The following is an 18263-nucleotide window of genomic DNA, read 5'->3' as shown; positions in this document are numbered from 1 at the left end:
ACAGTTTAAACAATTAGAAAATACAGGTTCCTGAAATTTTTGGCACGCACTATTGCGCTGCTCCCTTTTATCAAAACATATTCCAGTTTTTTTGTTCACCCTACGGGAGATATTATTTACAGGGAAAAAAATATGTATAAATCATTAATATAATTTAAAAAGACCGGTTTATCGGGGAAGATCCTACTCATTATGCCCCATCCATGCGCCCGTTAACAAAAAAATAGCTAGGTTTGAGGTCCTTTTATAACAAAACCAATTATAACAAAACCAAACTGATATGAGAAAAAAACTACTGGTTTTGCTCTTGCTGCTTAGCGTTAGTATAAAATGGGCGAAAGCAGACGAGGGCATGTGGCTTCCTTATTTACTGGGCCAGCAGACCTACAATGACATGGTCAAAAAAGGCCTTAAACTAACCAAGGAACAGCTGTACAGCATCAACAAAGCATCCCTGAAAGATGCGATCGTGATCTTTGGGGGAGGCTGCACCGGTGAAATCGTAAGCAATGAAGGCCTTATCTTCACTAACCACCACTGCGGCTACGGCGCTATCGCTGCTGCCAGCTCAGTAGAACACAACTATCTCAAAAACGGTTTCTACGCAAAAAATAAACAGGAGGAAATCACTTCCCCCATGCTGTCTGTCCAGTTCCTCGTGAAAGTGGAAGACGTTACCAAAGATGTGGAAGCTCAGCTGAAAGGACTCAGCGGTGCCGACAGGACCAAAAAAGAACAGGACGCATATGCCGGCATCATCACCAAAGCGACCACCGGTACCGACTACGAAGCGAAAGTAGTGCCTATGTTCAAAGGCAACCAATACCTCCTCTTTGTATACGAGCGCTTTAAAGACGTCCGCCTGGTAGGCACTCCGCCCGAAAGCGTGGGTAAATTCGGCGGCGATACCGATAACTGGGAATGGCCCCGCCACACCGGCGACTTCTCCATTTTCCGCGTATATGCCTCTAAAGACGGTAAACCGGCCCCTTACTCCAAAGATAACGTGCCTCTGAAGCCTAAACACTTCCTGCCGGTATCTATCAAAGGCGTGAAAGAAAATGATTACGCCATGATCTTCGGTTACCCCGGCGGCACCAACCGTTACGAGACTTCCTATGGCATCAAACTGAAAAATGAAGTGGAAAACCCGTCACTGGTAAACCTGCGCGACGTTAGGCTCAAAGCCATGATGGAGCAGATGGTGAAAGACCCGGCGGTAAAACTGCAGCTGGCTTCTTCCTACGCCGGTATTGCCAACTACTGGAAATTCTTTGATGGCGAAACCAAACAGCTGAAACAGCACCACGTGATGGAAGAAAAAGAAAAAAATGAAGCTGCTTTCGCGAAATGGGCACAGGACAAACCTGAATTTGCCAATATCATGAACGACTACGCAGCTGCCTATAAAGCATGGTCTCCCTACGCCAAACACCGTGTATACCTCATGGAAGGCGTACTGGGTTCTCCGGTAGCCGCTTACGCAGCCTCCCTGATGGCACTCGAGAAAGCACTGGTAACGCCTGGCGCGCCGAAAGACGCCGTACAACAGGCCGCTGCTGCTGCCGACAAAGCACGCACGGCTTTCCTGGAAAGCGAAAATAAGCCCAGCGACCAGAAAATCCTGGCAGCTACTGCCCACATGTTCTACAACGACGTACCCAAAGACCAACAGCCTGCCGGCTACTTTGAAAGCGTGAAAAGCAAATTCGGCAGCCTCGAGGAAGATAATACCTGGAAGCTCTGGGCGGCTTCCCTGATGAACAATACCATCATCTTCGATGACGCTAAATGGAAAGCTTTCATCGCCAATCCGGACGCGGTAACTCTGCAAAATGATCCGGTATTTAACTATGCCGGCACTTTCATTAAAAACTATGGCGGTAAATACCAGCCACTGTACACCCAGTTCATGATGAAAAACAACGACCTGGGCCGCGAATACCTGAAAGGCATCATGCAAATGCAGCCTAACGGTAACAGATATCCGGACGCCAACTTCACCATGCGCCTCTCTTATGGCCAGGTGAAACCGTATTCTCCACGCGATGCGGTACACTACGACTACGTGACCACCATGAAAGGTGTGATCGAGAAATATGTTCCGGGCGACTATGAATTTGATCTCCCGGCCAACTATGTAGACCTGTACAACAAAAAAGATTTCGGTCAGTATAAAGATGCCAAACGCAACGATATCGTAGTAGGCTTCATTACCACCAACGACATCACCGGTGGCAACTCCGGCTCTCCTGTGATCAACGCCAACGGTGAACTGATCGGTCTCGCGTTCGACGGCAACTACGAAGCACTGAGCCACAAAATCCAGTTCGACGCTGATTACAACCGCACTATCTGCGTAGATGTACGCTATGTGCTGTGGTGCATCGAAAAACTGGGCGGTGCTAAAAATATCATCAATGAACTGAAGCTGGTAAAATAAACATTGCCCGCTTAAATTATACATCCCGTTCCGGCACTGCCGGAACGGGATTTTTTTTGTTCTCCGCTATCAAACATTTCCCCGATGCACGTTGTTATCCCCAATAAATAACCGCCTATTCCGAAAACTCAACAACCGTGCATGCATAAACGAAGTTTCCAACTGTTTGCCACTTTTCTGTGCTTTTTTACGGGCATTTCCCTGACTTATGCAGTGGATAGGCCTGTCAGCGATACCACTGCCAAAGACACGTCTTCCATTAAACCCGGCTTTCTGAAAAAAATAACCCTGAGCGGCGTGTTTCAGGCGCGGTACACCGTTTCCCTCAATAAAGATGTGGACGTCAACGGCACCCATCAGGCCGATGCAGAGAAGGAAGTGGTGCGTAACAGCTTTAGTATCAAGCGCGCCAGGCTTCAGGTAAAAGCGCAGGTGAGCGATCGTTTTCAGGCGGGCGTGTTAGTCAACTTCGCGGATTTTGCCAGCGACCCCAAAGGAAAAGTGCTGGAGAACGCGTTCATTACCTATCGCTGGAATGACGCCATCAATTTTACGGTAGGCCAGTTCCGGCCATCCTTTGGCCTGGAAGACCTCTACCCGGTAGACATCATCCAGTCCATGGATTTCTCCAATCAGTATTATGCCTTCGGGAACAACGGCTGGCAGAGTTTTCAGGTGGGCGTGTCCATGTTCGGCTCCTTCCGGAAAAATACCCAGCTTCCTGTGAAATATGCCATCTCTGTTGTCAACGGGAATAACCGTAACCAGGTATCTGACGATGATAATGGCAAGCTGGGTTCCGCCCGGCTGGAATTTGGCGATATGAACAAACTCTCCCTGGGCCTCAACGGCGGTATTGGCGCCGTAAAGCGATATAGCGTATATGCGTTGGGGATAGACTTCAGCGGTGTGATACCGCTAGCAGAAAAGTTTGACCTGCAGCTGCAGTCGGAGTTTAAGCAGGGCACCAACCATCGTTTGTTTTACGGGCTGGCAGACAGTCTCCGTAAAGGGCCGTTGAGCGACTACCTCATGCATGGTGTCTACCTGCTGCCTAATTTCCGGTACAAAATCAACTATCATAAGCTCACCTCTATCGAGGTGTCTATGCGTTATGAATATTTTAACGAGGATTTTCGGCACAGCGGTAATGCGCGGCGTACCTACATCCCGATGGTGAGTCTGGCTTTCCTGAAAGATTATGGCGGACGCATACAGCTGGGGATGCAAATCGACAATTACGACCGGGATATCCCCGGAACAAAAACGCACAACAGCAACCTGATGATCGTACAGGTGCAGTGCAGAATATAAAATGCCAATTATTATGAAAGAAATCAAGTATCTACAGCTGTTGATCACGGTCATTTTTGGCGTTGTTATCTGGCTGATTCCCCCGCCGGCAGGCGTAACCCCTGAAGCCTGGCATCTCCTGGCCATTTTCCTGTCCACTATCCTGGGTATTATCCTGAAAGCGGCTTCTATGGGCACCATGTCTATGCTGGCCATTACGCTGGTAGCGCTGAGCGGTGTACTGGCGCCCGGGAATCCCGGCAAATCCATTACCCTGGCCCTCAGTAGTTTCGGGGACAAGGTGATTTGGCTGATTGGTATTTCCTTTTTCATTGCCCGTGGATTTATTAAAACCGGTCTGGGTAAACGTATCGCCTATATTTTTATTCGCATATTCGGTAAAAGCTCGCTGGGGCTGGCTTATGGCCTGGGCCTGGCCGACCTGGTGCTGGCGCCGGCGGTGCCCAGCAATACCGCCAGGGGAGGAGGGATTATCTATCCCATTATGAAATCCATGGCCATGAATTTTGGATCGATGCCGGAAGATCCGGCCACCCACCGTAAGCTCGGCGGCTATCTCACGCTGAGCAGCTACAATATGAACCTTATCACGTCTTCGTTGTTCCTTACGGGGACGGCGAGTAATCCCATGTGCCAGAAGTTCGCCAAAAACCTGGGCATCGATATTACCTGGATGTCGTGGTTTGCCGCTGCATTGGTGCCGGCGGCATTGTCCATCCTTGTGGTGCCTTATGTGCTGTATAAAATTTATCCGCCGGAACTGAAATCCACTGGCGATGCACCGGCGATGGCGGCCGAAAAGCTGAAGGAGATGGGACCGGTACATAAAAACGAGTGGCTGATGCTACTGGCATTTGTGATACTGCTGATATTGTGGATCACGGGTGATCTGTTTGGAATTGACGCTACCACCACCGCCCTGATAGGACTAGTGTTTCTGTTATTGTCGCAGGTATTGGACTGGGAAGATGTAAAGTCCGAAAAAGGCGCCTGGGACACAATTGTATGGTTTTCTGCGCTGGTGATGATGGCCAGTTTCCTGAACTCGCTGGGCTTTATCCCCTGGTTCAGTGAGCTCATTAAGAAGCAGGTGGGTGGTATGCAGTGGCTGGTGGCGTTTCCCATCATTGTGCTGGTTTATTTCTATAGCCATTACATTTTCGCCAGCGCTACCGCGCATGTGGCGGCCATGTATTCTGCTTTCCTGGCAGTGGGTATTTCGGTAGGTGTGCCAGGCACGCTGCTGGCCCTGGTATTGGGTTTCTGCGGGGGTATTTTCGGTACGCTGACACACTATGGCCATGGACCGGCCCCGGTATTCTTCGGCAGCACCTATGTGGAGCTGAAAGACTGGTGGAAATGCGGATTTATATTAAGCATCGTGTATATCCTTCTCTGGATGGGCCTTGGTGCAGGATGGTGGAAAGTATTAGGCATCTGGTAATATCAAAATATCAAGTTATGGGTCAATGGACGCAAAAAACATTAACCAGGAAAAACTGGATGGCATTTACAGGATTGTTCCTGTGCTTTTTTCTCATTATTCATTTGTTGGGAAACCTGCAACTGCTGTTGCCGGATGAACAGGCGCACCTGCAGTTTAACGCCTATTCCCATCTGTTGTCAGGTAATATCATCATCAAAATAATTTCCTGGGTACTGTATGCAAGTATTGTCGCGCATGTGATATATGCAATGATTATAACGTTGACGAATAAACGATCATCAGATATTAAATATCATTATGACAGGCGCGGTGAAGTAAGCAAGTGGTATACCCGTAACATGGGCCTATTGGGAACGGTCATTTTTGTTTTTCTGGTTATTCATTTCCGTGATTTCTGGTATGTGTACAAGTTTGGCTCGCTGCCGCTGGACGCGCAGGGGAACAAGGATTTATACAAATTGGTAGTGGAGGTCTACAGCGAAACATGGTATGTACTGGTATACGTGCTTTGCATGGTGGCGCTTTGTTATCACCTGTTGCATGGTTTCTTCAGCGCCGCGCGGACGCTAGGCATTTATCATCCGCGTTATGTAAAATGGGTCAGGGTAATGGGCTGGATATATAGTGTAGGTATCTGTGCTGGTTTTGCGCTGATACCGGTTTACGTTCACTTCTTAAAATAATGGTTCATGCTGAACGCAAAAATACCGGAAGGGCCACTGGAAGATAAGTGGCGTCATTATAAAGAGCATGCTAAGCTGGTCAACCCTGCCAACCGTAAGAAGCTGGAAGTGATTGTGGTGGGCACAGGGTTGGCGGGCAGTTCCATTGCCGCTTCACTGGGGGAGATGGGCTACCGGGTGAAAACATTCTGTTTCCAGGACACGCCGCGGCGGGCGCATTCTGTGGCTGCACAAGGTGGCGTGAATGCCTGTAAGAACTATAAAAACGACGGCGACAATGTGTTCCGCATGTTCTATGATACTATTAAGGGGGGCGATTTCCGCGCGCGGGAAGCCAATGTGTACCGGCTGGCAGAATGCAGTGCCAGCCTGATAGACCAGGCAGTAGCGCAGGGTGTGCCCTTCGGCCGGGAATACGGCGGATATCTCAATAACCGCTCCTTCGGCGGGGTGCAGGTATCGCGTACTTTTTACGCCCGTGGACAGACCGGTCAACAGTTGCTGCTGGGCGCCTACCAGGCGCTGATGCGGCAGGTGCATCTCGGCTCTGTGCAGTTGTTTGCGCGACACGAAATGCTGGACCTTGTAACGATCGACGGTAAGGCAAAAGGGGTGATCGTCCGTAATCTCGATACCGGTGAAATACAACGTCATGGGGCACATGCGGTAATACTGGCCACCGGCGGCTTTGGGAAGATTTATTACCTGTCTACGCTGGCAATGGGCTGTAATGGCTCCGCTATCTGGCGGGCCCACAAGAAAGGCGCACTGATGGCCAATCCCAGCTGGACGCAGATCCATCCTACCAGTTTGCCGCAGTCGGGCGAATACCAGTCCAAGCTCACGCTGATGTCGGAATCCCTGCGCAACGATGGCCGTATATGGGTGCCTAAAAAAGAACAGGAGGACCGCTTGCCTAACCAGGTGCCGGAGGAAGACAGGGATTATTACCTGGAGCGCCGTTACCCTGCTTTTGGCAACCTGTCGCCGCGGGACATCGCTTCCCGTGCGGCGAAAGAACGAATTGACGCGGGCTATGGCGTAGGACCGTTGAAGAATGCGGTATACCTCGATTTCTCAAAGGCAATTAAAGACCAGGGTGTTGACAAGATCCGGGAGAAGTATGGCAACCTGTTCCGCATGTACGAAAAAATCACCGGCGTGGACGCCTATAAGGAGCCGATGAAAATTTCGCCGGCAGCGCATTTTTCCATGGGAGGTTTGTGGGTGGATTATGAACTGATGACCACCATCCCTGGTTTGTTTGCGCTGGGAGAGGCTAATTTCGCTGATCACGGCGCCAACAGGCTGGGTGCTAATTCCCTGCTACAGGCCTGTGTGGACGGGTACTTTATAGCGCCATACACGCTGGCCAATTATCTGGCAGATGAAATCAAAACACCGGCAACGGATGTCCAGCATCCGGCTTTTGATGCTGCGGCCAAACAGGTGCAGGACCAGCTGCATTTGCTGAAGGGTATCGGTGGTAAATTATCTGCTGATTATTTTCATAAAACGCTGGGCAAAATATTGTATGATAAATGTGGGTTGTCACGCTCCGCAGAAGGACTGAAGCAGGCAATCGGGGAGATAAAGGCGCTGCGGCAGCAGTTTTATGCCGACTTGTTTATTCCGGGTGGACTGGCTATCAACAGCGAGTTGGAAAAAGCGGGCAGGGTAGCCGATTATCTTGAGTTGGGAGCGTTGATGTGTCATGATGCACTGACGCGGGAAGAGTCGTGCGGGGCGCATTTCCGGGTGGAGTATCAGACCCCTGAAGGGGAGGCCATGCGTAATGACCAGGATTTTGCTTTTATCTCCGCGTGGGGATGGGCTGGTGAAAACCAGGCGCCGATATGGAATAAAGAGCCGTTGACATTTGAATTTGTTACACCTACAGTAAGAAGCTATAAATAACGGTTATGCATATACGATTAAAAATATGGAGGCAGGAAAGCAGCCAGGATACCGGTAAAATGATGGATTATGAACTGGCGGACGTGAATTCCGACATGTCTTTTCTGGAGATGCTGGACATGCTGAATGAGCAGCTGCTGGAGCAGGGGCAGCGGGCCATTGAGTTTGACCATGATTGCCGCGAGGGGATCTGCGGGCAGTGTGGGGTGATGATCAACGGCCGTGCGCACGGGCCTTTAAAAAACACGACCACCTGTCAGCTGCATATGCGCAGTTTCCGGGATGGAGAGACTATTTACATAGAGCCGTTCCGGGCAACGGCTTTTCCCGTAAAATGTGACCTCAAAATAGACCGTACTGCGTTTGACAGGGTGATACAGGCAGGAGGGTACATTGCTGTCAATACCGGCCAGGCGCCGGAGGCCAACAGTATTCCGATAGGGCATCCGGTAGCGGAGGCGGCGTTTGACGCGGCTGCCTGTATCGGGTGTGGCGCCTGTGTGGCAGTGTGTAAAAATTCGAGTGCGGCGTTGTTTACCAGTGCGAAGATCACACATCTGGCATTGCTGCCCCAGGGGGCTGTGGAAGCGCGGGAAAGGGTGCGCCACATGGTAGATCAGATGGATGCCGAAGGGTTCGGTCATTGCAGTAATACAGAAGCTTGTGAAGCAGAGTGCCCGCAGCAGATTTCGGTGTTGCATATCGCCAGAATGAACTGGGAATACAACAAGACGCAACTGCTGAAAAAATAGCGCAGTATTACGTTTCAGCGCATACGTAGTTATACGTAATTTGAAAATTTTCCTGTTTAAAAAGAATGTTATTTGCAGAAATATTCGTAGATTTGCATCCGCTTTAATCACCGAAGAAATACTGTTGCGAATAAGAGTTGCTACATGCAATAGTGTTACCCCGGATTTTATTTGTAACAGGGTTTGTTACCCTACCCCAAAATGAAGAATTAAAAAGATGAAACATTACAACATGTTTGTGGTGGCCCTTATGCTGCTGGTAGCAGCTATGACGGCCTGTTCCCCAAACCAGACGAAAAAAGAAACAGCTACAGTGGCCGGTAATGCCGGTAATTTTCTGATCATCAGAGGTCATGGATTTAGTAAAGAGAAAGCAGCTAACAAAGTGATCTTTGGCGATGTGGCAGCGCAAGTATTGCGTGCAAATGCCGACTATCTGCTGGTACAGGTACCAGAGCAGAAAGCAGACACTGTACAAGTGGTAGTAGCAGTAGGAGACAAAACCTCCAACGCGATGTTGTTTGAGTACAACGCTACACGGAAGCTGGTAGCATCCGTGCAGAACATTGCCGGCGTGGCATATTAATAACACAGCGTTTTAGTTGTTATACCATAGCTTTATTTGTAAAGTAGAAGTGAAAAAAAGGGCGTCTCTTACCGAGGCGCCCTTTTTTATTTTTTTCAGGGAGATTTCCTGTCAGATTTTTATCAACCGGTGATAGTACCGTTCGCGGCCACAGGTCAATTGAATGATGTATATACCAGGCGCCCATCTGTCCACAGACAGCGTTGTCCTTCCTGCACGGCGTTCGCTCAGTATCCTGTTGCCCGCCGCGTTATACACTTCCAGTATAAAAGGTGCATTATTTACCGTCGGTATTATTACATAACTGGTGGCAGGGTTGGGAAATATCGTCAGGGGGCTGCTGCCTGCCGTTGCAAGACTGGCTCCTGCATGGGTGATTTCAGGCGCGGCCATTACCGGTGCGGGACCGCTGGTGTCAGGACATACGGCAGCAGGGATATATTTGTCTACTACCCGCTGAAACAAAACACGATGGCCTGCGGCGTTAAAATGCACATCATCACCGCTATTGTATTCGGGAAGGATGTACCCGTTGGGCTGTGCCAATCCGCTCCAGAAATCAATGGCTTTGTCGCCGAAGTAGAAGTTGATGGTGTCTTTCATCTGCGCCAGCCGTAGCGCTGCTGCATAGCCTAGATTGCTTCTGGGTTGTGTGGTGGCTACCCACAGCGGCACGTGATGCAGTGCGGCCTCCTGCTTCAGTGCGAGATAATTGGCGGTTTGTTTGGACAGGGGAAAGTTCCGTGCTTCATCATTGCTGGGCATATTGATGATGATCGCATCTGCCTGCAGGGCAATGGCCTTCGTGATATTATGCGCTGTGTCCACACTGTAGGTGATGCCGGACACCGTGTATGGCGGCGTTCCGGTGGGCATAATTGCCTGCGTGGTGTTACTGCCGAATGCCATCAGAATGATGGAGTCTGCGCTGTTATGCTGTTGTTTGAGATAACGGTTGTACCGCATTACCCAGGCGCTGTCGCGGTCCGGAAGGCCATTGCCCCACGCCGTCGAAGAACCCAGCACTACAATGCGCAGTGGTTTGTTACAGCTGCCGGGCACATATATCACTTTGCCGCCAGTAACGTTGCTGTAGTAGTGGCGGTTCAGCGTGGCTTCCATATTAAGCCGGTAATAGTATTGTTGATTGAGCGCAACAGTGGTATCGGTGAACTGGTAATTGCGCGGTGTGGAGGCGTTGCCTGCCGCGTTGACATTGCCTACAGCTATCCAGCTGATCGTATCGATGCTGCGCTCGATGGTGAATTTCACGGTACTGTTTTCTTCGCTGGTGCTCCAGGAGAGTTGCAGCCGCTGTCCTGCGGTGGCCACCGTGAACGCTGACAGGCGAAAGGGCGGAGCGGGGGCTGTGGTGCACAACACCTGTGGCAGCTGCATGGCTACTACTCTGTCGAACAGGATGCGTTGTCCGGCGGAATTCAGCAGGGCATCGTCGCCGCTGTTGTAGGCCGGCAGTATGTACCCTCTGTTATCGGCCAGTCCGGTCCAAAAATCGATCGCTTTGCTGCCGAAGTAACTGACGATGCTGTCTTTCATTTGCGCCAGGCGGGCGCCGGCGGCCAGTCCGAGGTTTCCGCGTGGTTGTGTGGTGGCCACCCACAGCGGAATATTGTACAACGCCGCTTGCCTGGCCAGCGCGAGCAGGTTTGCCACCTGTACGCTCATGGGGAAGTTGCGTGCTTCATCTTCATTGGGGATATTGATGATAATGGCGTCGGGCGACAGCGCAATGGCGCGGGTAATGTTACAGGTAGTGTCTACCGCGAAGGTGTTGCCCGACACTGTGTACGGCGGCGTTCCGTTGGCCTGAAGGGTTTGCGTGGTATTACCGCCTTTGGCAAGGATGATCACCGTATCAGACGGATGATGGGAGGCCTTTAGGTAGCGGCGGTAGTGGAATGTCCAGGCGCTGTCCCGTACCGGCACGCCATTACCCCAGGCGGTGGAGGAGCCCAACACAACGATCTTCAGGGGATTGGTGCAGGTTTGGGAATAGCCGTTTAAAAATGATAACAGAATAAGGAAGGCAAGCAAATAGTACAGCTGTTTCATGGGCGTGGATAATGAGGGATTAAAAAATAAAATTCGGCTACGGTAGGGTATACGAAAACAGGGGTGTGTATTGCGGCTATAGGCTATCTAAATATAAACAATTAATCCCGCTTGCCGGAAAAAAAAGAGGTTGTCTTATACAAGACAACCTCCTCTGTTATAATGGGTTACTAAGTAGTCTACTGAAGGTCTTTAGGCTGCATGCCGAAGATCATTACCAGCTTGTCGTTTTCGTAGAAGTTCAGCGTTTGGTCGGCCACGTCATAGCGGTAAGTATGTTCTCCGATCATCTTCAGAAATTCAGCTTCGCGGCGCATCACATTTTCATCCATGCAAGCCATTCTTGTACTGATCGCCATCGTAAAGGTAATGTTTTCTCCGTTAGCATGGTAACCTCCGGAAATACTATTGCAACCGCCTTTACCATGGAAACGTTTGGTGGCAGGATCAAACTCTACCCAGATGCCGGACTGCGTCAGCGTGCTGTCTCCCAGTTTGATAAGATTCCATCTTTTGCTGGCAATAAATGCCCATGGGGAGCCTTTTTCAGGTGTCGTGGTTACTTTTTTCTTCTCTAATACTTTCCGCAGGGTGTATCTGATAGAAGAACCGTCTGCAGGAGGATTTTTAACGGGTGTAACCCTCACCAGCAGCTTGTAGCGATAGCCGGGCGTATATTTGAATCCTTCAATGTTCGTGTAGAGGTTAGACCATTCTGTATCCTTCACTCCTTTGATCTGCAGGCATTCCATCGGTGCAACGCCCGTGCATGGCTCCTTGGATTCCTTAACATAAATAGTCTGATTTTTTGAGGTCTGCTGCTTCTGTACAGGCTTCACGGGCGTCATCAGTGTCGTAGCCAGCGTCAATGCTAATTCTAAAAACATACTTGTGAGTTTAATCTTTAACAACAAAAGGTACCTGACGGTTTACTTTTGTCAGAATACCTTCTGTTTGCAAAAACGCTGCCAGCATACAGAATGTTACAACTGTCATGATGATTTCCGTTTTCCAATCCGTTGAATAATGCTGGTGTAGTAAGCCAGTTTATCTTTTCCCGGCAGGCTGATCACCTTTACATCATTGGCGGTAAGCAGGTCCAGCTTAAATTTGGAGGCTGGCACCAGTTCTTCCGGAATGTAATAATAGAGGGTGTTGGGCACCGGCACGTTTTTATGGTGAAATTTCTGGCGGGCCCTGTAAGTGAGCAGCCACCACAGGTCTGTTTCCACAAAATCGAGCGACAACCCGAAGATGTGGATATCATGCGTAAAGAAGAAGTCGATCCACGAATGATAGTACACCTGTTTGGCGTGTATGCGTCGCAGTAAAGATTCTTTTGGAACTTCCTTGCTGGAGTAGAAGGTGCCGCTCACCACGTAGTTGCGCATCAGCTGAAGCTGGCCGCCGTAGTGCTCAAACCCGAGATTGATGCTCATGGGATTGAGGCAGTCGCCATGGATATGCCAATAATGGATATCATCCATGGTGTATCTGCGAAAGATGCTGTAAAATTTTTCGTTGATAAGGCTGGTATTTTCATAAGGAGTCCGGCCTTCCAGGGTAAACTCATAGTTGGTGGTCAGGATGTGCGCCGGCTTCAATGCGCGGATGGCGGCATGGATGCCATTGGCTTTGATTTCGGCGGCTTTGATGGCGATAAACGCTTTCAGTTCCCTTTCACGGAGTTTTTCTCTTTTGATGGCGGTTAAAAAAACCTCTTCATACAGCAGCGGGAATGGTTTTTTATCGTCCAGTTCCACGCAGTCTCCTGTATGACAGAAGGTGATGATATCCTGCAGCAGGTCTTTCCAGCTTTGTCCGCTGGAAATGTTGTTGATATCATTTCCGATTAATAAAATAAGGTTGTTCATAGCAGGTGTATATGGTTTTAGGGGTGGATAAAGCGGAAGGTGAGGTTGACCCTTCCGGAAATCTGCCGGTTTGTTTTGGGTACCTGATGTTCCCAGTACTGCTGCAGCGTCCCTTTCATGACCAGGAGGGAGCCATGTTCCAGCAATATTTCATGTTTCAGGTGCTGATCATTTTTATAGCGTAATAAAAAACGGCGGGAGGCGCCGAAGTTGACAGAGGCGATCACCGGATGGGGGCCCAGTTCGGGTTCGTCATCTGCATGCCAGCCCATAGAGTCGCTGCCGCTGCGATAAAGGTTAAGCAATACACTATTGAAACCAGTGCCGGAAGCGGGGGTGATACGGTCCCTTATTTCTTCCAGGGTCGGTGTCCATGGGCTGGGCGCAAAAGTATTGCCGGAAAAACTATAGGAAGTGGCAGCATCTCCGTACCAGGCCATTAATCGCGGAAATAAAACCTGTTTGCCATACATATTCATCGATTCCTGCTTCCAGTCGATTGTGTCCAGTAAGGTCTGATAATAATTATCACTCTCCGCCGGCTTAAAAAAGCGCGGATAATAAGCCAGTTCTCCGTTCTTAAGATGGATGGCATTCCCAGGACCGGGCTCTTCAAAAAGGCTTCCCTGCAAACTCATGATACAAATTTACAACGGCAGTACGCAATGTATTTACATGCTTATTGATCTTTCCATTGCCAGAGATAGCGGCAGGCATGGGTCCGGTAGGGGGCCCATTTAGCGGAGATCGTCTTTATCTTCTCCCGGAAAGCCTTTTTGTCACTGTTGTCCAGCTTGTAAAGACGGGCCATGGCCTGTTGTATGCCCAGGTCGTCTATGGAGAAAACATCTTCGCGGTGAAGGTGGAACATGAGCAGCATTTCCACTGTCCACCGGCCTACGCCTTTGATTTTGGTGAGGCATACGATCACGGCTTCGTCGTCCATTTTATGCAGCCGCGCATCGGTGAGCTTTTCAGCGATCACAAAGTTGGCCACGTTATGCACATAGGAAACTTTGGCGTTGGACAGTCCGATGGCGCGCAGCACTGCCGGATCGGTGGCGGCTACCTGTTGAGGGGTTGGTTCTTTATTGTCGTAAAGGGCAAGGAAACGGGCATAAATCACATCAGCCACTTTGGTGGAGAGCTGCTGGCTCATAATAGCGGCGATGAGGCGCAACGGGAAGTTCCGGCGCTTCTCCTGAGCGTCCAGCGGACCTTTGATGATTTTTTGCAGCTTTTTGTCCTTGCTGAGATGGGAGATATAAGCATGCTCCGTTACCGGAGTGCCTGATGGTCTGGGCATAAACGTTTGATTAGATGATTATATCCGCTATCCTGCACTCCGGTAAGAGCATTAGTAGGTGAACGGCTGATTGTAGATCACCTGCAGGATAGTTTGTCCTACTGCTTTTAAGGTCTTGGTATCGATCACGCTCATGTTATCGTTCTGGGTATGCCAGTGCGGCGCAAAGTTGCCGGTGGCTTGCCAGGCGATGATATCAAAAGTCGGGATGTTGGCCATCGTATTCACATAAATGTGGTCGTCGGTAATGTAAGATCCGTTTTTCTCGTACCGGAAATAGTCGGAGTAGCCCAGTTGATTGGCCACGTCCCAGAACATTTTCATCGGGCCGTAAGCGTATTGCTGGGAAGAGCCTTCCATATAAAACTGTGAGCCACGGCCGCCTACCATGTCCAGCAGTATGCCGTAATTGGCCTTATAGCCTTTTACGTGCGGGTTTTTAGCCCAGTACTGGGTACCGAGGCAGAAAGAGTTTTCGTTGTCTTTTACCCCGTAATCTTCAACGTCCACGAGCAGGATGTCTACACCGGCTTCGGGCCTTTGTGTTTTGAACTGTCGGGCGGCTTCCATCAGCACGCCCACTCCGCTGGCGCCGTCATCGGCGCCATCCAGCTTGCCTTTTTTGTCAAAGGCGTCTTCATCGGCCCATGGTCGGGTATCCCAGTGTGCCAGTAACAACACGCGTTGTTTGGCGGCAGGGTTGAAGCTGGCGATAATGTTGATACAAGGCAGTTTCTCTTTATGCGGCCCTTCTACGGTGGTACGTTGCACATATACGGTATCCGCCCATTTTTTCAGAGAGCTGATCATCCAGTCGGCACACTGCTGTTGTGCAGGGGTATTGGGAATTCTTGGCCCAAAGCTCACCTGTTTGGCGGTATAGGCATAGGCGGAATCTGCGCTGAAGGCCGGTACCGGCACACTCAGTTTGGCCACTTTGCCGGCGCCGGTGCTGTCGGCGGTATTGTCTGTTTTTGTGGAGGGCTGCTGACAGGCGCCGGCCAGGAGGGCCAGCGTTGTCAACATGCTAAGAACTTTACGCATTATTATCTGTAGATATTTGCTTATTGAACGCTATAAGTGACGTTACCATCTTTTTCGTCTTTGAGCTGTATGCCGATGCTCAGCAGCTCATTGCGGATACGGTCGGAGGTGGCGTAGTCCTTGCGGCCTTTGGCCTCCTTGCGCATGGATATCAGCATCTGCAATACGCCGTCGAGCAGCTGGTCGTCGCTGCTGGCGGGCGGTTGCTGTATGCCGAGGATGTCCACGAGGTAAGTCTTCCAGGTCTGCTGCAGCAGGTTAAAGGTACCCTCGCTGATTTCATGCATTTTGATCTGACCGCCCTTCAGGGAATTGATAACGGGTGTCAGCTCAAACAGGTTGGCCAGCACCTTGGCGGTGCTGAAGTCGTCATTCATGAATTCAGGGCATTCCTCGCACCAGGTGCGTACCTGTTTGTCCAGTTCCTCGTTGATGGCAGCGCCATTGGAAGCGTAGCTCAGCTTCTGCAGTGTTTCATAGGCTGCCCAGAGGCGTTGCAGCCCTTTTTCCGCGGCCTGCAGCGCTTCGTTGGAGAAGTCGAGCGTACTGCGGTAATGTGTCTGCAATACGAAGAAACGGATGGTCATCGGGCTGTAGGCTTTGTCCAGCTGTGCATTTTCGCCGGTAAACATTTCCGTGAGCTTGATGGTGTTACCATAAGCTTTGCCCATTTTACGACCATTGATCGTGATCATGTTGTTGTGCATCCAGTAGCGCGCCATCATCTCGCCATGGGCGATCTCACTTTGCGCTATTTCGCACTCGTGGTGCGGAAACTGGAGGTCCATGCCGCCGCCGTGGATATCGAACTGATGGCCCAGGTATTTGGCGCTCATCGCGGAGCATTCAATATGCCATCCGGGGAAGCCTTCGCCCCATGGGCTTGGCCAGCGCATAATATGTTCTGCGGGAGCTTTCTTCCAGAGGGCGAAATCCGCTTTATTGCGTTTCTCGTCCTGGCCTTCCAGCTCGCGGGTGGTTTCGAGCATGTCTTCCAGCACACGGCCGCTGAGGATGCCATAGTCATAGCTGGCGGCGTATTTTTTTACGTCGAAATACACGCTGCCGTCTACTTCATAGGCATAACCCTTTTCCATGATCGTTTTGATCATTTCTATCTGCTCTATGATGTGGCCGGTGGCAGTGGGCTCTATGCTGGGTTCCAGGTTGCCGAACTGCAACATGGCCCAGTGGAACAGGTTGGTGTATTTCTGTACCAGTTCCATCGGCTCCAGTTTCTCCAGCACGGCAGATTTGGAGACTTTGTCTTCCGCAGCGCGGCCCTCTTCTTCAAAGTGGCCGGCGTCGGTGATGTTACGTACATAACGTACTTTATAACCCAGGAATTGCAGGTAACGGTATACCACATCGAAAGTGATATACGGACGGGCATGGCCGAGATGTGATTCTCCGGACACAGTGGGTCCGCACACGTACATGCCCGCGTGGCCGGGATGCAGAGGGGTGAATACTTCTTTCTGGCGGTGTATTGAATTGTATATTTTGAGTTCTGACATATGCTGTAATTAAGAATGTCCGGGGGACCTGTTACAGGCAACAGGCCTTTTTTCCGGTGGTGGATGGCAAAGATAAATATTGTTCCAGATGTATGTTAAAAGTCCGGGAACAACATCGGTCAGATCTCAAAATATTAAACATTTTCATAATTATTCTTATTTGTTTACTTCTACTTCCTGCACACCGCTGCCAATCAGGCTGAGATTGGCGATGACCGGATAGTGGTCAGACAGGTCGGAGATGATCCTCCGGAAGCTGTTGACCTTAAAATCGGTACTGGCAAACACATAGTCAATACGCAGGGTGGGCGCCAGCCCGTTAAATGTGCGGCCCACGCCCCAGCCCTTGTTCAGGAAAGCGTCCTGCAGGTCGCCTTTGATCGTGAAATAGGTGTACGATGCCGGGGTATCGTTAAAATCTCCGCAGACAATTACCGGATAAGGGCTCTGCCGGATAAAATCACCTACAATATCGGCCTGCTGACTGCGGCGTATATACGCTTCGCGCATTTTCTGAATGATGTTTTTGGTGGCCACCAGACCGGTATCCTCCTGGTTTTTGATTTTGCGGATATCAGTATAGTCCTTCTCGTTGAAACGGTATGATTCCAGGTGCATGTTCACAATGCGGATGGTATCGTCGTCCTTTACAATATCAGCATAAATCAGGCTTTCACTCAGAGGCCCCATGCTCATTTTTACCTTGTCTGATGCAATAATAGGGTATTTTGAAAAGATGATGGAACCCCAGTGTTGCATCCCGTTCCGGTTAAAATCGCTCGAAAAGAAACGGTACGGCATTTTCATGTCCCGGGAAATATCCTCCCGGTTATTAAAATCATTCTTTCGTTCAGAGGTATAAAAATCCTGGAAGCACGCGATGTCCGGCTCCTGCTTTTTGATCAGGGCGAACATGGCCTGCCGGTTGTATTTGCTGTCTTTTTCACGGTACAGGCCAAACTGGCTCACATTATAGCTCATCACCATCAGGCTTTTGTCTGCCGGCGCCGGCTTGTTGCCGGAAGGCAGGTTAAACGCCAGAAAGGCGCTGATAGACTTCCAGCCCAGGAACAGGGCCGTGAGCGATAAAAACGCATAGCGGTAGTTGAAAAACAGCCACCCTATCATAAATATCACCAGCACGCCCAGTAAAAACGGGAAGGCCAGTGTAATGAAACTGATAGGCCAGAACCAGGCCGGGGAAATATACGGTGCAAGGCATGCGGCAAGAAAAAGCAACACCACTCCGACGTTGATGAATACAAAAAAGCCCTTCGTAAATAGTCTTAAGAATCGCACCGCGTTTC

General features: G+C 50.1%; 15 protein-coding genes. 7 read left to right on the top strand and 8 right to left on the bottom strand.

Going from position 1 to position 18263, the window contains the following annotated elements; genetic code table 11:
* Positions 1 to 280: 280 nt before the first annotated feature.
* The 7 genes from ACTJJS_RS14505 (at position 281) to ACTJJS_RS14475 (ending at position 9142) form a co-directional block, all read left to right on the top strand.
* Positions 281 to 2443 carry a S46 family peptidase gene (locus ACTJJS_RS14505; protein WP_440664230.1) on the top strand — a complete coding sequence of 721 codons (2163 nt, stop codon included), beginning with the start codon at positions 281 to 283 and terminating at the stop codon, positions 2441 to 2443.
* A 141-nt stretch (positions 2444 to 2584) separates the two neighbouring features.
* Positions 2585 to 3757 (top strand): porin, encoded by a 1173-nt coding sequence (locus tag ACTJJS_RS14500; RefSeq protein ID WP_440664229.1) that lies wholly within the window; start codon positions 2585 to 2587, stop codon positions 3755 to 3757.
* Positions 3758 to 3770: 13 nt separating this feature from the next.
* Positions 3771 to 5201, top strand: a complete 1431-nt coding sequence (locus tag ACTJJS_RS14495) for an anion permease (protein ID WP_343744654.1) — start codon at positions 3771 to 3773, stop codon at positions 5199 to 5201.
* Entirely contained in the window at positions 5117 to 5887 is a 771-nt protein-coding gene (locus ACTJJS_RS14490) for a succinate dehydrogenase cytochrome b subunit (protein ID WP_440664228.1), read from the top strand. Before ACTJJS_RS14495 ends, ACTJJS_RS14490 begins: the two co-directional genes overlap by 85 nt.
* A 6-nt stretch (positions 5888 to 5893) precedes the next feature.
* On the top strand, positions 5894 to 7804 hold the full coding sequence (locus ACTJJS_RS14485; protein WP_440664227.1) for a fumarate reductase/succinate dehydrogenase flavoprotein subunit: 1911 nt from the start codon (positions 5894 to 5896) through the stop codon (positions 7802 to 7804).
* 5 nt (positions 7805 to 7809) lie between these two features.
* Entirely contained in the window at positions 7810 to 8556 is a 747-nt protein-coding gene (locus ACTJJS_RS14480) for a succinate dehydrogenase/fumarate reductase iron-sulfur subunit (RefSeq protein WP_440664226.1), read from the top strand.
* Positions 8557 to 8773: 217 nt separating this feature from the next.
* On the top strand, positions 8774 to 9142 hold the full coding sequence (locus tag ACTJJS_RS14475; protein WP_440664224.1) for an IPT/TIG domain-containing protein: 369 nt from the start codon (positions 8774 to 8776) through the stop codon (positions 9140 to 9142).
* A gap of 111 nt (positions 9143 to 9253) precedes the next feature.
* Here ACTJJS_RS14475 and ACTJJS_RS14470 read toward each other — a convergent pair whose 3' ends face one another.
* The 8 genes from ACTJJS_RS14470 to ACTJJS_RS14435 form a co-directional block, all read right to left on the bottom strand.
* Positions 9254 to 11215, bottom strand: coding sequence for a GDSL-type esterase/lipase family protein (locus ACTJJS_RS14470; protein ID WP_440664223.1), 1962 nt, complete (start codon positions 11213 to 11215; stop codon positions 9254 to 9256).
* A gap of 179 nt (positions 11216 to 11394) precedes the next feature.
* Positions 11395 to 12102, bottom strand: a complete 708-nt coding sequence (locus tag ACTJJS_RS14465; protein WP_440664222.1) for a DUF4377 domain-containing protein — start codon at positions 12100 to 12102, stop codon at positions 11395 to 11397.
* Positions 12103 to 12207: 105 nt separating this feature from the next.
* Positions 12208 to 13089, bottom strand: coding sequence for a hypothetical protein (locus ACTJJS_RS14460; protein ID WP_440664221.1), 882 nt, complete (start codon positions 13087 to 13089; stop codon positions 12208 to 12210).
* A 17-nt stretch (positions 13090 to 13106) separates the two neighbouring features.
* The gene (locus tag ACTJJS_RS14455; protein WP_440664220.1) at positions 13107 to 13727 is read right to left on the bottom strand and encodes an alpha-ketoglutarate-dependent dioxygenase AlkB family protein; all 621 of its coding nucleotides are present in this window, start codon (positions 13725 to 13727) and stop codon (positions 13107 to 13109) included.
* Between the two features lie 41 nt (positions 13728 to 13768).
* Entirely contained in the window at positions 13769 to 14395 is a 627-nt protein-coding gene (locus tag ACTJJS_RS14450) for a DNA-3-methyladenine glycosylase family protein (RefSeq protein ID WP_440664219.1), read from the bottom strand.
* Between the two features lie 51 nt (positions 14396 to 14446).
* A complete protein-coding gene (locus ACTJJS_RS14445) occupies positions 14447 to 15439 on the bottom strand; it encodes a M28 family peptidase (protein WP_440664218.1) in 993 nt (330 codons plus the stop codon).
* Positions 15440 to 15459: 20 nt separating this feature from the next.
* Positions 15460 to 16956, bottom strand: a complete 1497-nt coding sequence (gene cysS, locus ACTJJS_RS14440) for a cysteine--tRNA ligase (RefSeq protein WP_168870978.1) — start codon at positions 16954 to 16956, stop codon at positions 15460 to 15462.
* Positions 16957 to 17112: 156 nt separating this feature from the next.
* Positions 17113 to 18255, bottom strand: a complete 1143-nt coding sequence (locus ACTJJS_RS14435) for an endonuclease/exonuclease/phosphatase family protein (RefSeq protein ID WP_168870979.1) — start codon at positions 18253 to 18255, stop codon at positions 17113 to 17115.
* Positions 18256 to 18263 lie beyond the last annotated feature (8 nt).

The organism is Chitinophaga sp. 22308 (genome assembly GCF_052045305.1).
Taxonomy (GTDB): Bacteria; Bacteroidota; Bacteroidia; order Chitinophagales; family Chitinophagaceae; genus Chitinophaga; species Chitinophaga varians_A.
This window is presented reverse-complemented; position numbering and strand designations above follow the sequence as displayed.